13 protein-coding genes and 1 tRNA gene are annotated in these 16,593 nt (G+C 66.6%); 7 read left to right on the forward strand and 7 right to left on the reverse strand.

Annotated features, from left to right (window positions below; genetic code table 11):
• Positions 1-63: 63 nt before the first annotated feature.
• From DBV14_RS26690 to DBV14_RS26700, 3 genes are all read right to left on the reverse strand, one after another.
• Positions 64-1,437 (reverse strand): hypothetical protein, encoded by a 1,374-nt coding sequence (locus tag DBV14_RS26690; RefSeq protein ID WP_185546135.1) that lies wholly within the window; start codon positions 1,435-1,437, stop codon positions 64-66.
• Between the two features lie 435 nt (positions 1,438-1,872).
• Positions 1,873-3,708, reverse strand: coding sequence for a hybrid sensor histidine kinase/response regulator (locus DBV14_RS26695; protein ID WP_124463837.1), 1,836 nt, complete (start codon positions 3,706-3,708; stop codon positions 1,873-1,875).
• Between the two features lie 62 nt (positions 3,709-3,770).
• A complete protein-coding gene (locus DBV14_RS26700) occupies positions 3,771-4,046 on the reverse strand; it encodes a hypothetical protein (protein WP_124463839.1) in 276 nt (91 codons plus the stop codon).
• 163 nt (positions 4,047-4,209) lie between these two features.
• On the opposite strand from DBV14_RS26700, the gene DBV14_RS26705 reads away from it, so the two are divergent.
• The 3 genes from DBV14_RS26705 to DBV14_RS26715 all read left to right on the forward strand — a co-directional run bounded on the left by DBV14_RS26705 (position 4,210) and on the right by DBV14_RS26715 (position 5,941).
• The gene (locus DBV14_RS26705) at positions 4,210-4,737 is read left to right on the forward strand and encodes an SGNH/GDSL hydrolase family protein (RefSeq protein WP_124463841.1); all 528 of its coding nucleotides are present in this window, start codon (positions 4,210-4,212) and stop codon (positions 4,735-4,737) included.
• Between the two features lie 21 nt (positions 4,738-4,758).
• Complete coding sequence (locus tag DBV14_RS26710) at positions 4,759-5,685, forward strand: HNH endonuclease (RefSeq protein WP_124463843.1); 927 nt, start codon at positions 4,759-4,761, stop codon at positions 5,683-5,685.
• Positions 5,686-5,867: 182 nt separating this feature from the next.
• Positions 5,868-5,941 (forward strand) — tRNA-Gly (locus DBV14_RS26715).
• Between the two features lie 179 nt (positions 5,942-6,120).
• On the opposite strand, the gene DBV14_RS26720 is transcribed toward DBV14_RS26715, so the two are convergent.
• The gene (locus DBV14_RS26720) at positions 6,121-9,750 is read right to left on the reverse strand and encodes a hypothetical protein (protein ID WP_124463846.1); all 3,630 of its coding nucleotides are present in this window, start codon (positions 9,748-9,750) and stop codon (positions 6,121-6,123) included.
• 189 nt (positions 9,751-9,939) lie between these two features.
• On the opposite strand from DBV14_RS26720, the gene DBV14_RS26725 reads away from it, so the two are divergent.
• Positions 9,940-10,509, forward strand: a complete 570-nt coding sequence (locus DBV14_RS26725) for a thermonuclease family protein (RefSeq protein ID WP_124463848.1) — start codon at positions 9,940-9,942, stop codon at positions 10,507-10,509.
• Here DBV14_RS26725 and DBV14_RS26730 read toward each other — a convergent pair whose 3' ends face one another.
• Both DBV14_RS26730 and DBV14_RS26735 read right to left on the reverse strand, forming a co-directional pair.
• Positions 10,510-12,168, reverse strand: coding sequence for an acyl-CoA dehydrogenase family protein (locus DBV14_RS26730; RefSeq protein ID WP_124463850.1), 1,659 nt, complete (start codon positions 12,166-12,168; stop codon positions 10,510-10,512).
• 50 nt (positions 12,169-12,218) lie between these two features.
• Positions 12,219-12,866: a TetR/AcrR family transcriptional regulator gene (locus DBV14_RS26735; RefSeq protein WP_124463852.1), complete on the reverse strand. Its 648-nt coding sequence runs from the start codon at positions 12,864-12,866 to the stop codon at positions 12,219-12,221.
• Between the two features lie 127 nt (positions 12,867-12,993).
• Here DBV14_RS26735 and DBV14_RS26740 point away from each other — a divergent pair, with 127 nt between their 5' ends.
• Both DBV14_RS26740 and DBV14_RS26745 read left to right on the forward strand, forming a co-directional pair.
• Positions 12,994-13,977, forward strand: coding sequence for a Rieske 2Fe-2S domain-containing protein (locus DBV14_RS26740; protein ID WP_124463854.1), 984 nt, complete (start codon positions 12,994-12,996; stop codon positions 13,975-13,977).
• On the forward strand, positions 13,970-14,779 hold the full coding sequence (locus DBV14_RS26745) for a thioesterase family protein (protein WP_185546136.1): 810 nt from the start codon (positions 13,970-13,972) through the stop codon (positions 14,777-14,779). Before DBV14_RS26740 ends, DBV14_RS26745 begins: the two co-directional genes overlap by 8 nt.
• 23 nt (positions 14,780-14,802) lie before the next feature.
• On the opposite strand, the gene DBV14_RS26750 is transcribed toward DBV14_RS26745, so the two are convergent.
• Entirely contained in the window at positions 14,803-15,693 is an 891-nt protein-coding gene (locus tag DBV14_RS26750) for a LysR family transcriptional regulator (protein WP_124463858.1), read from the reverse strand.
• A gap of 95 nt (positions 15,694-15,788) precedes the next feature.
• Between DBV14_RS26750 and DBV14_RS26755 the strand changes: the two genes are divergently transcribed.
• Positions 15,789-16,574 carry an SDR family NAD(P)-dependent oxidoreductase gene (locus tag DBV14_RS26755; protein ID WP_124463860.1) on the forward strand — a complete coding sequence of 262 codons (786 nt, stop codon included), beginning with the start codon at positions 15,789-15,791 and terminating at the stop codon, positions 16,572-16,574.
• Positions 16,575-16,593 lie beyond the last annotated feature (19 nt).

The raw sequence follows: 16,593 nt of genomic DNA on the forward strand, positions 1-16,593 counted from the left end.
CGTGCAGAACTTTTTTGAAGAGCCTCGAAAATGCGCCCGCCCCGTGGCGTTTGCGCATCACTTTCAGAAATTTTTCAGGGTATCGAGCTGCGCCTGCGTCAGCCCACGCTGGTAGACAAAATTGGTGCGGAAGTTCTTGACGATGTCCGCGGCCTGCGTGTCCACCTCGGTGGCCCTGGCCGCGGCGTCGGTGGCGGTGAGCCCGGTGTTCGTCCCCGTGAGAATCAGGAAGTTGGCCAGCGTGACCGTGCCGCCGGCCGGCACGGTGATCTCGAACGTGACCTGCACCCGGTTGCTTCCGCCCACGGTTTGCAGCGCGGTGGCGGACAGGTAGTCGACGGAACTTGCCGCGCCGAAGACAAAGCCTGCATCGCGCCCCGCGACACGGCCGGTGCCGAGGTCCGCGGCCATCCCGTCCCACACGGCCAGCCCGCCTGGCGTCGCGCCCACGCCCACGTCCACGCCCGGCAGCGGATAGATGATCCCGGCGCCGTACGAGCCGAGAAAGCTGGTGTACGTCACCGTGGCGGTGACCGGCGACGCGCCTCGGTTGTGAAAGGTGTCCGTCAGCCGCGCCCACAGCAGGTTGGGCTGCGCATAGAAAGTGCGCTGCACATCGAGCCCGTTCACGTCACGCAAGCCGGAGCGGATGTTCTGCGCGACTTTCGGGCGGACCACCGTCCAGCCGTCGAAGCCCGCGCTGAAGTCGCCGTTGACGACGAGCTCCCTGGAGCGCGGCGACGAATCGCTCGCCGTCACGTCGTCGATGTAGGCGCCCTGGCCGAAAGCGCGCTGCTCGAACGACAGCACGACCTGCTGGCCCACATACGCATCCAGCCGGGCAGAGGCCCACCGCCCCATGCGATTGCCGTCACGGTCGACATTGAACAGCGTCTGCAGCACGGCGCCGTTCGTATCGAGCAGCACGACCCGCATGTACGCCTCCTCATCGCTGAAGTTGCCCCGGAAGGTGCCCCACATCCCGTTCCAGAACAGGCGCACAGGGCTCACGGCGCCGGTCAGGTCGATCTTCTGTTGAAGGCGCGCGTCCGGCACGGCATGCAGGAAGGCCGAGGTGTCGTTGGCCTGGAACGGAGCCTCGGTCGACAAGGTCACGACCTTCAGGCCGTCGGCTTCGGTCATCTCGGGGCCGAGCGGCGTCAGTTCGGCGAAGGTCTGGTCGCCATTGAACTCGCGCGTTCTGCGCCCCACAGTCACGCCCAGCGTCCACGCTTCCGCGAACTGGCCGTTCCATCCGTCCCCGATGCCGAAGGCCGGGGTCAGGTCCCAGAAGTTGGCCTGCCCGGGGCCCACGCTTCGTTTGTCGCCGTCGTTGTTCACGATGGACTGCGCAAAGATCGTCGAGACCGGCAGGGACGAAGGCGTTGCAAGCTCTGGCCCGAGCGGTGGATTCGGCGGCGCGGGCGGGATGACCACGGGCGGTTCGACCGGAGGCGCCGGTGGTGCCGGTGGTGCCGGAGGCGGACTTCCCGCCACAGGCGGAAACGGAAAACCACCGCCGCCTCCACCCCCGCCACCACCACATCCAGCCAATACCGCCGCACCGATTGCGGTCAGCGAAAACTCTCTTCGGTTCATGGTTCTTTTCCTCGTCGATTTTTCGGGAGCGCAGTTCCTCGGCGGCACGCCAATGCGTGCCGAGGTCCGATCTCGGTCACTGAAAAATCTGATGCGAGGGGAACCGCTGCCACAGCCACTCGATGACCGTGTGCGGGCGCTATTGGAGCGGCTTCGGCTCCCGTTGCACATCACAGGAACTGGGGATGGATGCGCGATGCGCGGTCGCGAAAAATAGGAACAACGCGAACGACATGAACCGGCAAGCATCCGGCTCACGTTCCCGAAAGTCGCTCAGCCCTTGCTGTTGCCGGGCGTGGTGCCCGCGACCAGAAGCTTCTCGACCCAGCTTCGCAATGCATCGACTTCAACCGGCTTGTGCAGCACCGGGATCGAACGTGCCGCGGCTTCGATCAGGCGCGCCGGATCGGTGTCGCCACTGACCAGCAGCGCGGGAATGCCGTCGTCGTTGTATTCCTCGTGCACGCGGTCGATGGCTTCGATGCCCGTCTCGTGCTCTCGCAGCCGATAGTCGCTCACGATCAGGTTCGGCTTGCCCGGCACGTCGGCAATCAATGCGACCAGTTCGTCCACACCCGCGGCGGCAACCACGCGATGGCCCCAGCTTTCGAGCAGCAGCTGCAGGCCTTCGCGGTTCTGCGCGTCGTCGTCGACCACCAATATCAACTGCCCCTTGCTCGGCCTTGCATCGAGAAGCTGCAAGCTGATGGTGTCTGCAGCAGCGGCACCACCACTTCCACCACCGAACGCCCCTGCCTCGACCGGCGGTTCCACAGCCGATGCCCGCTTCGCTTCGACACTCAACAGAAAGGCCGTGCCGCGCCCCTCGACGGAGCGCATCGCCAGCGCATGCCCCAGCAGCGCCGCCGTGCGCCGCACGATGGCCAGGCCCAGCCCCAGGCCCTTGCTGCGGTCGCGCTCGGGGTTCTGCAGCTGATGGAACTCCCAGAAGATGCGCTCGTGCTCGTGCGGCGGAATGCCGGGGCCCGTGTCCCACACCTCGATGCGGACACTGCCGCCGCGTGCGCGGCAGCCGATCAGCACGCGACCGCTGCGCGTGTGCGCGATGGCATTGCTGACCAGGTTGCGCAGGATGCGTTCCAGCAGCATCGGGTCCGAGTGAACCAGTGCCTTGCAGCCGCGCACCTTCAGCGCGAGCCCTTTCTGCTGGGCCTGCGGTGTGTACTCCGTGCGCATCTGGTCCAGCAAACGGTCGAGCGCAAAGTTCTGCAGACGCGGATGAATCACCCCCGCGTCGAGCCGCGAAATGTTGAGCAGCGCATCGAACAGATGCCCCATCGCCGCGCTGGCCTTGGTGATGTTCTCGACCAGGTAGCGGCCGTGCACCGACACGCGCTCGTTCGCGAGCAGCCCGAGAAAAAGGCTCATCGCATGCACCGGCTGCCGCAGGTCGTGGCTGGCGGCCGCGAGAAAGCGCGACTTCTCCAGATCGCTGCGCTCGGCGGCTTCTTTTTCGAGGCGCACCTGCTGCAGCAGCGCGAGATTTTCATAGCCCAGCTGCAGCGCATTCAGGTGCGTCCTGTTCATGCGATGGATGAACGCCACCGTCGCCACGAGGTAGGCAATGCCGCTCGCGACCAGCGCCACATTCACTGCCGACGGCTGGACCGCGAGCGCGATGAAGGTCGGTGCGAAGGTCGGCACCAGGAACGCATACACCGCCGGCAGCACCATGTAGTTCGAGTAGATCGCGCCCGTGCCGAGGCCGAACAGAACCACGATGAAGAACAGCTGGTACTCGAGCGGAACGAAGAACGTCCAGTACGCGAACGGCAGCCCCCACAGCATGCCCGACGCCAGGTTGCCGGCCACCATCTGCCGCAACCACCGCTCGCCGGCGCCGGGGCGATGGCTGATGCGGTGGTAGTGCAGCATGGCGACCAGCCTGAAGGCCGCGACCACCACGGAGGCGCACAGCCAGACCACCACCTGCGTCTTCGGAACCACCGCGAGCATCACGTAGGCCACCACGCAAGCCGAGATGACCGACCCCGCCAGCGCGAACGGGAAGCTGCGCAGCAGCACCGACACCTGCACCTCGAAAACACGTTGACGGTCGTCGAGGGGCTGGGTCGGGTTGGTGGTCATGCGGGGGTGGGTTTCGGCCCCGCTTCAACGAGGGGGCCGATTCAACGGGACTGGCGGGGCGCTCAGTCGTCGGAGTCGCTGTCCGACTCGCCTTCGTCCGTGTCTTCTTCCGCGCGGCGAACCGTCACGAAATTCGTCGCGTCTTCCACGAACGCCATCAGCTTTTCATCAGGCGCCATGCCGCGGACTTCCGTCTGCGGGCCGTCGCCGTTTTTATAGTCGACCTGAACCAATGCAAAGCATGCCAGGGGTTCTTCCATCTCGCCGTCTTCACCGCCGTCGTAGACAGCCACCCAGCCCTCGGCAGGCATGATTTGCAGGATCTTCACTTCTTCCATCGATTCGCTCCAAAGCTCGAAAATTTACGTTGCGCCGCGCAGCATATCCGATGAAAAAAGAGCCCCGATGACGCACACAGCATCGGTGGCAAGCTCGGCGATATCGCTGCCCGATCCGTCGCAACGCAGGCGCATGCAAAGCGATGAAACTGGAGTACTTCTCTTGACGCCTTTCGACCTGATCCGCGCCGCCCTCATGCCCTCGGCCAGGCCGAATGGCTTTCTCGTGCCGGGCCTGCTGCTCTACGGCGACAGCATCATGGCGAACGGCATCGCGCATCGCCTGCAGGCAGCCGGCGTGTTGGTGAACGACCTGTCGCAGCCCGGTGATACCGCGGCCAATGCATGGCGCCGGTTTGCGTATGACCTTCGCAACATGCAGACCGTCGTCCTTCAACACGGGACGAACGATCTGTCGGGAGGGCGCGACCCGGTGCCGTACATGCGCCTCATGGCGAAGCGCGCGATGGCGGAAGGCCGGCGCGTGGTGTTCACCGGCATCACGCATCGGGAGCTGCCCGTGGCGTACAGCTGGCAGCGGGCGAACGACGACATCAAGGCGCTTGCTGTGGCGCTGAAGTGCACGCATGCCGGGTGGGACGGCGTTGCGTACTCTTCCGATGACTTGATACACCCCGATGCGGCGATGGCGGATCGGCTTGTGGGCCGGCTTGTGGAGGCTCTTGCTTGATAGCAAGCGCCCCTGTTCCTTATGATCCGCGTCGCGGCGAAAACATGGGAGCAATCAGTGCCAACCGAGAAAATTTGGTGTCCATACACGGACGCCGAGATCGACGAAACGTCAACCTCGCCAGAACACATCATCCCGTTGTCATTGGGTGGCTCGAACAGTTTCATCGTCCCCGTCCAGCGCGAGTTCAACGCGAAAGTAGGAAGCACGATTGACGGCGCTCTCGCGAACGATCTCATGGTCAAGGGGAGACGACGTGATCTCGACGCCCGCGGACACAGCAAGAGCCCGGCATTTCCCGTGCTCAAAAAATCCAGGATGAGTGAAGATGGGCGACCAGTGCAGGTGTCTTTTCCTCCTGACGGATTCAAGGTATGGGACTCCCGAGAAAATCGGGTAATGCGCGAGGAAGAAATTGCAGGCCAGCAGTTCGAGTCTTCGTTCACGATCGACCGGCACACCCGGCTGAAGTTCGTGGCCAAGGTTGCACTTTCGGCGGGTCAATTTATCTATGGCGACCTGTTCAGGCAGCACGTCAGACACAACGAGCTCAGGGCGACAATGAATCTGACCCCCTCTACTCCACGAGAGACATTTGCCGGATTCGAGACACTCGGCTATGACGAATTCAGCCCCGTGGCTGATGGAGACGCGAAGCAGGTAGTTCTTGATCGCTTCTTGTGCGAAACCGTGAAGGGATCGTGCGTCATGGCCATACCTGGCCCGCGAAATCTCGGCTTCGTTGTGGGAGTCCTCGGTAAATGGACTGGAACGCTCAATGTTCCGGCTGTCACGGACACGTTCCCCAGCCTGGACGACCACGATCTGGGGCATGTGATCACGCTCGTTGACGGGAAGATGGAGCGGCTGTCGTATCGGGCGTTCGTCGGCCGCGCCCGGCCCATACAAGACGCCGCCGCGCTGGACGCTCAAGACACCTCTGCTTGAGGCAAGTTTGCTTCCGTGCAGTTTCTATCGAAAAAGCCACGCCTAAACCTACGCCAACTTACCGGGCAGAGGGGTGCGGCTGTGCGATACCGAGAACACCGTCGAGGCCAGGAATCCCTGCTTTCCTCTGTAGAATCGCGCTCTTGGGTCGACAGCTCGTTGCACATCAACGGGTTGCAGATGCGGGTGTAGTTCAATGGTAGAACGGCAGCTTCCCAAGCTTCATACGAGGGTTCGATTCCCTTCACCCGCTCCAACCGATCATCCAGATCGATCCTGAAATTCCTGATTTCACTGCGCAGATGGTTTGAGATTGCCAATCTCCCATTTCATGCCTGATCGACTGCCACAGCCTCCCAATCCCAGCACAAGCTGACCCGCAACGGGTCCGACCGCGACTGAGCCACCATCAGCGCGACACACCGCCTCACCCCCTCACGGCTTGCCCGCCCCCGGCACGATCCTGCACAGCTTCGCCTGCCCTTCCATGTTCTCGACCGCCGCATGCGACAGGTGCCAGCCCAGCGGGAAATGAACGCCCTTCGGCAACAGGTTGACCGCGGTGACCGGCTCGATGTTCGCGAGCGCGGCCTTGCCTCCCATGGCCAGCCGAGCCTGCACGATGGCGTCGCCCTCTCGGGCCTCGGCCAGGCGCCCGCTGGCTCCGACGCCGCTGGTGTTGATGACGGCGAGCAGCGGCCCGATCAGGTCAAGATACGGCGTCCTGCCGCGCGCGCACAACGGACGGGCCGGCTGGTAGCGTGCGCCGATGGGCGTGGCGCAGGCGCTGTCTTCCGGTGGCATGACCTGCGCGCCGGTGGGCTGTTCGATTTCTCCGCAGTTGTTCGCTGCGGCCGCGCCCGGATCGGCCTCGTTGCGAATCATCAGCACGCGGGGCACAAGGTTCTCCTTGAGCCATGTGCGCTGGCCGGACGGTATCGCGGCGCAGGGTCCGGGCGCGGTGGCGGCGCCGTTGTTCCGTGGGCCGGCCAGGCAGGTTCCCAGCGCCCGCACGAGGTCTGAGGTGGACTGCGCGCCGCCGTTGTCGAAGTAGCCGCCATCGGCCAGGTGGCCGCAGATCCTGGTCGCGGCGGCCGGGGAATTCTTGTTGTCCGGCACCACGGGCGCGTCGGGGCCGCGATGGTCGCAAAGGTAAGCCGGCGTCTTCAGCCCGCCTATCGCATTCACATAGGGGAATCGCGCCGCGTTGTGGGCCGCCGCGCCCAGCGGCATGTCGGCCCCCACCAGGCCCAGCTGGTCCTTGCTGCCGGGAAAGTCGGCCTGCGAGACCACCAGTTCGCTTGCGATGGCGCGCTCGCCGGTTTCCACCCAGGTCGCGTTCAGCAGCAGATAGGGCACGTGGGTTCCTTCATTGCCGCCGCTGGTGTCGTCGTGGTGCAACTCGCGAATACCCTTTCTCAGCCTTGGCGCGCCGACCTCCATGGTCTGCTCGAACCACGCGCCGCGCGACATGAAGCCGCAGCCGGGGGTCTTGCACAGGCCGCTGGGCACGAGCCGGCCGAGCAGGTCTTCGAACATCCACGAAGACAGCAGCGGCGACAGAAGATCGGTCCGGGCAAATTGGTTGATGCAGCGCTCGGGGCTCTTGCCATCGGGCGGCTTCGCGCACGCCCGGTACACCGCCGCCCCGACCGCACCGCCGGAAACACCCGAAATCGCAAAGCTGCGCTGCGCGAAAGTCGGGTCTTCGGTTTCAAGGCTCTGCAAGGCCAGCGCGGTCCACATGGCGGCGCGAATGCCGCCGCCCTCGCTCGACACGAAGTACACGTCGTAGCCGCCCGTTGTGGGGTTGACCGGAATCTTCGGTTGGCACGCGCCGTTGTCGCCCGGTGCGTTGCACAAGATGCGCAACCACTTCGCAAGCGCCGCATCGAGCGGCACCGCCGGCGCAACATGGGCCTGTGCCTGCGCTTGCTGCACATCGCCAGGCCTGCGTGCCGTGGCAAGAAAATTCCCCGCCATGACGACGGCGGCCAGCACGGGCAACGTCAGCAGCAACGGCCAATACGTCTTCCACACGGTGGCACTGCCGGGGTTTCGCGCGCGTGCCATGGCCCATCGGTACGCCACCGCCATCACGCCGCCCAGCAGCGCGGTGCAGGCCAGCATGCGGATGCCGCCCCACTGGCTGGTGTCGCCCGGCAGCGGTCCGGGCCAGACGATGTGGTTGTCGGTCAGGCCGGCCAGGCCGAGCACGCCGACCCACACGAAGATCAGCACCACCCACGGCACCGCGCCATAGACCTCGAGCAGCGACAGCCATCCGAAGACGCAGAGCCAGAAGGTCAGCGACAGCAGGATGATGGGAAAAGCCATCGACGGAAAGTAGTCGCCGCTGCGGCCGGGCAGCACGTCGATGAGCCGGCACAGCAGCACCATGCCGAGCGCGGCCAGCGGTAGCAGGTACGGCGTGAGCTTGCCCAGGAAGTTGTACTTCACGCTTTCGGGGGCGCGGCGCTGTTTCGACGCTCCGGGTGCTCCGGGCGGGCCGGGCAACGGCTTCACTTCGAGCAGGCCGAACCGGGTGCTCCATTCCTTCCAGTCGATGCAGTCGTAGTACCCGCCATGCGAGCCGCGTTCGGCACGCCGCCAGATGAAGCCGCCCGCCGCAAACACCGCGAGCACGGCGAACGCCACCACGCCGAGGCTGGGCAGCAGGCAGGTCAACCAGCTGGCCGTTGCGGCGTCGTGCATGTGCGCGCCGACCTGCGCCTTCGCAAGGTCCTGCAGCACGTTGGCGCACAGCACCACCACGAGCACCACCGGCAGCAGCGCCAGGCAGCGGGCCCAGTCCCTGGCGAAGTCGTCTTCGTAGCGCTTGCCCGGCAACACTTCTCCCAACCCCGAGCTGGGTGTCACCCCGCCCACGGACCGCAGGTGGCACACGCTGCGCGTCCACAGCCAGCAGGCGAACACGAGCAATGCAAGGGCCAGCACGGAAGCCGCAAAGACCGCCACGGAGCCCAGCAGCAGCCCGATGGCACCGCTCCATTCGATGGGGCCGCCAGGCACCGGCTTGCCGTCCCAGCTCACGTGAATCATCGTGAAGAAGCGCGGCACGAAAGAAGCCGTGGACGCGATGATGTCGCGCGACTGGTCCATGACCACGGTCAGCGCGGCAAGCAACGCGATCGCGGCCAGCACGTAGCGGCTGCGCACGAAGCAATCGAAGATGGCCGCGCGCAGGTTGGCGCGCAGCATCGAGCGCTGCGCGTTGCCGGGCCGGTCCGGGCGAATCGACAGCACCACGCCGAAGAGCCAGCAGATGCCACCGGCGGCCAGCACCAGCAGCACCACGCCGATGAGCAATGACTTGGACCGGTTGGCGGCGCAACCCAGCCGGCCGAGCCAGCTCGCGCTGCCGGTCGGCGCGCAGGCGTCGGTGCCGAAGTACATGGCGGCCATCAACGCCGCCAGCGCGCCCGCCCAGAAAACCAGGGGCCGCGCGCCGATCTTCCACACGCGCAAGCCTGCAAGTTCCAAAACGCCGACCAGCCCGAATGCGATGGCGATGCCTCCGATGCTCGCGCCCCAACCGCCCGTGCGAAGGAGCCCCAGCAGGTTCTCCAGCAGGTCGGCGCCCACCAGCATCAGCACGGGAACCCAGAAGAGCGCGAACCAGCGGCGCCCCGCTGCGCTGGCCTTGCCGGTGTCGTCGTCCAGCGCGTTGGCAATCACCCAGCCGGCCTTCAGGAAAAAGGCGGCATAGATCGGCACGAAGAACACGCTGTCGAGCACAAGGTAGGTTCTTGCCAGCCAGATGACCTGGCAGCGGCGCCACAGCTCCAGCAAGGCGAGCACCGGGCCCGACGCGCCATCGTCGGCCCATGCGACGAAATCCGCGATGCCCCAGCCGGTGCGAACGTAGAGCATCGACTGGATGAGCAGCAGGATGGCCGCGGCGCCCACCAGCACGACGCCCAGCACCCGCGCGCTCCCGAAGACGAAGCGCACGCCTTTGCCGAGCTTGCTGTCGGCGACGGCTGAAAAATCGAAGCCGGCCCAGGAAAGTCCGCCGTCTCTTTCAATCGACCCGGTTGCCATTTCGCCCCTCGCTTTCTGCACGCGTCCGCGTGAGGAAATCCCTCGGATTCCATGGCTCCCTGACCGTCGGGCTCCGTCCGCCAGCGCGGCGGTGCCCGAGAATAGGAGCACCGCGGCAAGAAGAGAAGCCCTTTGATGGCGTCGCCAATGTAGGGGCCAATGCGCGCCGCGACAAGTCCACACAAGCCGATGAAACTCCTTCGCCCCCTCTTCCTGGCCAGCCTGCTGGCCGCTCCCCTGTTGGCTTTCGCCGAGCCTCGCGAGTGCCTCGTGGTGGGCGTGCGCGACGGCGACTCGATCACCGCGCGTTGCGGCGAGCCCGACGCGTACGAGCAGCTCGAGGTGCGCCTGGCCGGCATCGACGCGCCGGAGATGCGGCAGCCCTTCGGCAGGCTCGCGAAGCAGGCGATGTCCGAGCTGGTCTACATGAAAGATGTCGAGCTCGACTGCATCAAGACCGAAAGCTACGGCCGCAGCATCTGCAAGATGATGGTGGCGCCCGACTCGGCGCCCGAGGGTCCGCTGACGCTCGATGCCGGGCTGGCCATGCTCACCACGGGCATGGCCTGGTGGTATCGGGCGTATGCGCACGAGCAGCCGCCGCAGGAGCGCGGGCAGTACGAGTTCGCCGAGTTCGAGGCCAAGGCAAAGCACGCCGGCCTGTGGCGCGACGCCGCGCCCATTGCGCCCTGGGACTGGCGCAAGACGCACCGCATCGAGCGCACGCCCCGGCGGCCCGACGCCTCGCCTTTGCCCTGATTAGGCCAGCGCCACTTCTCGGCGCGCGCCGAAGGCCAGGCCCGCCAACTCGTCGTCCGACGCGGGCAATGCCGGCGGCACCAGCGGCTCCTGCAGAAAGAGCCGCAGCGCGGTCCAGCCCGACACATCGGCCTTGCGCGCCTGGCGCCACACGGCCGCCTCCAGCAACAACACCGACTGGTAGGTGCGCGCCATGCCCCATGCGAGCCGGCGGCCATCGTTTTCCTGCGCGACGGCCATGAGCTCCCGCAACTGCTGGCGGGCACGGCGAACCAGCTGCACCTCGGGCACGTCGCCACGCGGCAACGACGCCAGCCGGCGGTCGATGTCGGCCAGGAAGGCTTCGCCGGATTCCGGCGTTCTCAATGCGCGCAGCACATCGTGCGCGAGCACCGACGTCGTGCCTTCCCAGATGCAATGCACATGCAGGTTGCGCAGCACGCGCGGAATGCCGGTGTCTTCCACATAGCCCGCGCCGCCGAAGCTCTCGACCAGTTCGCTTGCGGCCCAGATGCTCTGCCGCGCGCAGGCCAGCTTGGTCAGGGGCGCCAGCAGGCGGGCAAGGCCCGGCTCGCCGGTGCCGCGCTCGTGCCGGTTGAGGGCCAATGCGGTTTCGAAATTCAGCGCCAGCATGGCTTCGTATTCCGCCGTGATGCGCGCAATCCATTGTCGGTGCAGCGGCTTGTCGCACAGCAGCTCGCCGAACACGCGGCGCCGCGTGGCGTAGTCGCGCGCCAGCATCAGCAGATGGCCGACACCCGCCGGCCCACCCCATGAGGCCCACAGCCGCGCAAGGTTCAGCAGGTCGGCGATCTTGCCCACGCCTCGCTCGATGCCGCCTACCGGCGTGGCAATGGCGCCTTCCAGTTCCAGCTCGGCGGTGGGCAAGGCACGGGTGCCGAGCTTGTCCTTCAGGCGCCGCACGCGGATGTTGTTCCAGCTGCCGTCCGGCCGGCGCAGCTCCAGCAGGAACAGCGACAGGCCCCGGCTGCCCGCCTCGGCGCCATCGGGCCGCGCCAGCGCCAACGCCATCTGCGACGTGGTGGCGGAGGTGAACCACTTGGTGCCGGTCAGCGCCCAGGTGCCGTCGCCGAGCGGGCGCGCGGTGGTCGACGTCTGGCCGACATCGGAGCCCCCTTCTTTCTCGGTCATCCACTGGCCCGAGGTCCAGCCCTGTTGCCGTGCGGTCAGGTGCGGCACGTAGCGCGCCGCCAGGGTTTTGTCGTGCAGCGTGAGCAGGCGCGCAGCGCCGTCGGTCATGACCAGCGGGCACGAAGCCACCGCACCCGCACCGTCGTACAGGTTCACAAGGCCGGCCTGCACTACGCGCGTGAATTCGCCGTACGGGTTTTCGTAAGGCAGCGCGACGAGGCCTTCTTCCTGCCCGATGTCCACCAGCCGTGTCCACGCCGGATCGACCTCGATGTGGTCGGTGCGCCGGCCCCAGGCGTCGTAAGGCACGTGCCGCGGCTCGTTGTGTTCGGCCACCGCGGCCAGCGCGGGAATCTCGTGCATGGCGCGCTCGCCCATGCGGGCCAGCAGCGGGCTGGCATCGGCGAACACCTCGGCCGGCAACAGTCGCTCGAGCGTGTGGCGCAGCGTGCGGTCGGTGGCAAAGCGGTTCGACACTTCGGGATGGGGCTGGATGAAATCGCGCATGACGGTCTCCTTGAACACGCGGCAGGACAGGGAATGACGTGAGCGGCGAATCAGCCCGCGGAACCGGTGTCCGCTTTCTTTTTCTTCACGTCGTGGTTCAGCACGGCAGCCAGGCAGAGGGCGAGGATGTCGTCCACCACCCGTTGCGCCGCGCGCTTGGACAGCACGCCCAGCGCGAGCGGGCCGATCATGGCTTCGGCCAACGCGCCGACGATGGCCGCGGCGCTGGTGTGCGGGTTCTGTGCGCGGAACTCGCCGCTCTCGATGCCGTCTTCGATCACGGTCACGAAGATGGCGCGGTAGGGTTCCCGAAAACGCAGCCGGTCTTCGTCGATCTGCGGCGCCACCGGTTCGGCCAGCAAGGCCCACGCCAGCTTGGGCCGCTTGAGCGCGCGGTGCGCGAAGGTGCGGATGATGGCGCCCAGACGCTCGGCGGGCCGGCTCTCCGATGCGGCGGCCGCGGCGCAGGCGTCGATCTCGCGCTGCGAGGCCTGCTTGAAGACTTCGTCGAACAGCTCGGTCTTCGACGGAAAGTACTGGTACAGCAAGCCAGTGGACACCTCGGCGAGCCCCGCCACCAGCGGCATGGTGGTGCCGCCGTAGCCATGCTGCGCCACGAGCTCCAGCGCGGACAGCACGATGCGCTCGCGCGTCTGCGCCATGCGCTCTTCCACTTTCGATGTACGCCTGTAGGTCATTGCCAAGAATTGAATCACAGTTCATTTCTTATTGCAATTGTCGCGCGGCTCCCTATACTTTTGCCTGCCGCATGCACGGCAACGGGCCCGCAACGGGCAACCGATCACAGCAAAAGGAAGCGACACCATGCAGAGGTTCGACGACACTTCTTTCGGTCACGGATGGTTCCAGGCCGGCTACAGCGAAGACTTGCGCAAGGGCGACGTACGCCCTGTCAGCGCAGTCGGCAAAGAGTTCGTGCTGTGGCGCGACGCAGAGGGCAAGGCGCACGCCAACGATGCCCACTGCCCGCACCTGGGCACGCACCTGGGCCACGGCGGGCGCGTGTGCGGCACCACGCTGAAGTGCCCTTTCCACGGCTGGCAATTCAACGGCGACGGTGCCTGCACCGACATTCCGTACAGCGCCAATCCGCGCCTCGAATTGCGCCACCTGAAGTCGTGGCCGCTGGTGGAGCGCAACGGCCTTCTCATGGTCTGGTGGCATCCGCAGGGCCTGGCACCGAGCTTCGAGGTTCCGCTGCTGCCCGAGCACGGCCACGCGCAGTGGTCGCGCTATCGGCGGCAACGCTGGGAGGTGTCGACCATCTGGCAGGAGGTGCAGGAGAACATCGTGGACACCACGCACTTCCACCACCTGCATGGCGTGGCCACGCTGGCCAGGCTCGACAGCTTCGAGCCCGCCGGGCCCGCGCTGCACGTCAACATCCTGCACGAGTTCAACACGCCGCGCGGCCGGCTGCCGGGCTATCTGCAGACATCGCTGTACGGCCCCTACTTCGCGACGGTGCGCTTTCGCATCGCCGACCTGGCGGAAATCTTGTTCATCGATTCGGTCGTGCCCATCGAGGCCGGGCGCGTCGAAGTCAGCTTCAGCCTGATGGCGCGGCTGCAGGGCATCGGCTCGCCCGACATGAGCCTGGCGCTGGTCGATGAAGCGATTCACCAGGTCAGCCAGGACGTGCCGATCTGGGAACACAAGATGCGCTGGAAGCGTCCGAGCCTGGCCGAAGGCGACGGGCCCATCATGCGTTTCCGCCAATGGGCCGAGCAGTTCACGCAGACGCGCGAAATGCCGGTGCACCGCATGGAGCTCGTCGCCAATGCATGAGATCAATGCCACCGATGCCGTCTTCACGCGCGCGCAAGACAACGACACCTGGCACGCCTCCGACCTGGCGCGCGGCCCGTGGGACGCGCGTGCGCAACACGGCGGCGCACCTTGCGGCCTGCTCGCGCACCTTGCCGAATCGGCCGTGGAAGGCGAAGGCTGGCAACTGGCCCGGCTGACGGTCGAGCTGGTGCGCCCGGTGCCGCTGGGCGCGCTCGATGCCAGCGTTGCAGCCGAAACAGGCCGCACGACGAGCCGCGTCGAGGTCGTGCTGCTGGCCCAGGGCAAGCCCGTGGCCAAGGCGCATGCGCTGCTGATACGCGCCCAGCCGCTGGTGCTGCCCGACGACCTTGTGCAGCCACGCGTCGCGCCGCTGCGGCCGCCGAGCGACTGCACCAGCGCGTTGCGCATTCCGGGCCTGCCCGACGTGCGCTCGTTCTACTACACGGCGATGGAAGGCCGCGTTGCAGCCGGCACGCCCGGCGCACCGGGGCCGGGCGCGGCATGGCTTCGCCTGAGGGTGCCGCTGGTCGCGGGCCTGCCGAACTCTCCGGCGATGCGCACCGCCGCAGCCGCCGATTTCGGCAACGGGCTCAGTTGGGTGTTGCCGGCCGATCGCTTCAACTTTGCCAATGCCGACATTTCACTGAACATCGCTCGGCAGCCGTCAGGCGAGTGGATCGGCCTCGATTCATCGACCACCCTCTTTGCGAACGGCAGGGGCTGCACCGTCACGCAGTTGCACGATGAAGCGGGGCCGTTCGGCATGGCAACGCAGACCTTGCTGATTGCCGCGCGCTAGCCGGCGCGGTTCTCTTTTCATCATCATCGCGTGCTTCGGCCGAACCAGCCCTTCGCGGCTTCCGTGAGCATGGCGTGGCAGGTGCGCACACGCGCACTGCCCAGGCTGGTCTTGCCGTACGCCAGGTAGAGCGGCACCGACAGCCGGGCGCGCGTCGACAGGCCGATCACGCGCCCCGCCTGCAGGTGGTCGAAGCAGATGCACTCGGGAACCACGGCCATGCCGGCGCCTTCCACGGCGGCATCGAGCGCGGCCTGGTAGTCGGGTACCACCGTCAGTGGCGCGGGCAGCGCTTCTTCCGCGAATGCCGCGCGCCAGTAACCCGCCAGCACGGGCGCGGGCCCCTGCATCTCGATGGTCGGCACACCGCGCGGCGCCTTGTTCTTGCCCAGCCGTTCCCGCCAGCGTGGTGCGCAGACCAGCAGCAGCGGGCTTTCGTGCAGCAGGTCGTACTCGATGGCCCGGTTCGGAATGCGCGCCAACGTGACCGCCAGGTCTATGTCGTTGCTCACGAGCGCGGCCACCAGCGCGGGCGGCGGCGCCACGCGCAGGTCGAGCCGGGTTCCGTAGTTCGACAGCGATGCCAGCGCCGACAGCACGACCCTCGTGAAGCCGCTGGTCGTTCCCGCGCGCACCACGCCGGAAAGCGAGTCGCCCTCGCCTTCCGACAGGCCGACGATCATTTCGAGCGCATCGATGTGCGATGCGATCCTGCGCTCCAGTTCATGGCCCGCCGGCGTCGGCACCAGGCCGCGCGGCAAGCGCTCGAACAGGCGAAAACCCAGGCGCGCCTCCAGCACCTTGATGTGCCGCGACACCGCCGGTTGCGTCAGGTGAAGCGTCTCGGCCGCGCGCGAGATCGAGCTGTGCCTGAAAACGCTGAGAAAGGTCCGGAGATAGAGCAGGTGAGACATAAATAAATTGATGCCAAGGGGAACAATTCATGATTTGTTTTTAGTCTACGGCAGACGCAAAGTGGCGGCCACATCCACTTCCCACACCGCCCGCCATGCCGACGCAACCCTCCATTCCCACTCTCTACCCCGACCTGCAAGGCAAGGTCGCACTCGTGACCGGCGGCTCGCGCGGCATCGGTGCCGCCACCTGCATGGCCTTGGCGCGCAACGGCGTGAAGGTGGCCGTCAACGGCCGCGACCAGTCCGCCATCGACACCACCGTCGGCGCACTGCGTGCCGTCCAGCCCGATGCCATGGCGGCGCCTGCCGATTGCGCCGATGCCTCGGCGGTCGAGGCCATGCGCGACCGGGTGCTCGCCCAACTGGGCGTCCCCGATTTCGTCGTGTCCTTCGCGGGCGGCGGCACGGGCCGGCCCGTTCCCTTCGTGCAGATCAGCGAAGCCGATTGGCGCTCGAGCATCGACAACAACCTCACGTCGACCTTCCTGACGCTGCGGGCCTTCCTGCCGGGAATGATCGAACGCGGAACGGGCAGCATCGCCACGATGGCCTCCGCGGGGGGACGCATCGCGCAGGGAGCGCCCGCGGCCTACGGTGCCGCGAAGGCCGGCATCATCATGCTCACCCGGCACCTGGCGAACGAGCTGGGTCCGAACGGCATCCGCGTCAATTGCGTCTCGCCGTCCGCCGTTCTGACCGAGCGCACGCGGCAGTCCATGCCCGAAGAGCAACAGCAGCGCATGCGCGCCGCCTTTCCTCTCGGCCGCCTCGGACAGCCCGACGACGTCGCCGCCGCCACGCTGTTCCTGCTGTCCTCGGCGTCGGCGTGGATCACCGGCGTGACCCTCGATGTCGCCGGCGGGCGCGTCATGTCCTGAAGCGCCTTACGGTTTGCGC

The organism is Variovorax sp. KBW07 (assembly GCF_003852515.1).
Lineage (GTDB): Bacteria > Pseudomonadota > Gammaproteobacteria > Burkholderiales > Burkholderiaceae_C > Variovorax.

Coding starts and splice junctions, on each gene's coding strand:
- DBV14_RS26725 (WP_124463848.1), top strand. CDS start 9,940: ATGAAACTCCTTCGCCCCCTCTTCCTGGCCAGCCTGCTGGCCGCTCCC.
- DBV14_RS26755 (WP_124463860.1), top strand. CDS start 15,789: ATGCCGACGCAACCCTCCATTCCCACTCTCTACCCCGACCTGCAAGGC.
- DBV14_RS26700 (WP_124463839.1), bottom strand. CDS start 4,046: ATGGAAGAAGTGAAGATCCTGCAAATCATGCCTGCCGAGGGCTGGGTG.
- DBV14_RS26735 (WP_124463852.1), bottom strand. CDS start 12,866: ATGACCTACAGGCGTACATCGAAAGTGGAAGAGCGCATGGCGCAGACG.
- DBV14_RS26745 (WP_185546136.1), top strand. CDS start 13,970: ATGCATGAGATCAATGCCACCGATGCCGTCTTCACGCGCGCGCAAGAC.
- DBV14_RS26710 (WP_124463843.1), top strand. CDS start 4,759: ATGATCCGCGTCGCGGCGAAAACATGGGAGCAATCAGTGCCAACCGAG.
- DBV14_RS26740 (WP_124463854.1), top strand. CDS start 12,994: ATGCAGAGGTTCGACGACACTTCTTTCGGTCACGGATGGTTCCAGGCC.
- DBV14_RS26720 (WP_124463846.1), bottom strand. CDS start 9,750: ATGGCAACCGGGTCGATTGAAAGAGACGGCGGACTTTCCTGGGCCGGC.
- DBV14_RS26695 (WP_124463837.1), bottom strand. CDS start 3,708: ATGACCACCAACCCGACCCAGCCCCTCGACGACCGTCAACGTGTTTTC.
- DBV14_RS26730 (WP_124463850.1), bottom strand. CDS start 12,168: ATGCGCGATTTCATCCAGCCCCATCCCGAAGTGTCGAACCGCTTTGCC.
- DBV14_RS26750 (WP_124463858.1), bottom strand. CDS start 15,693: ATGTCTCACCTGCTCTATCTCCGGACCTTTCTCAGCGTTTTCAGGCAC.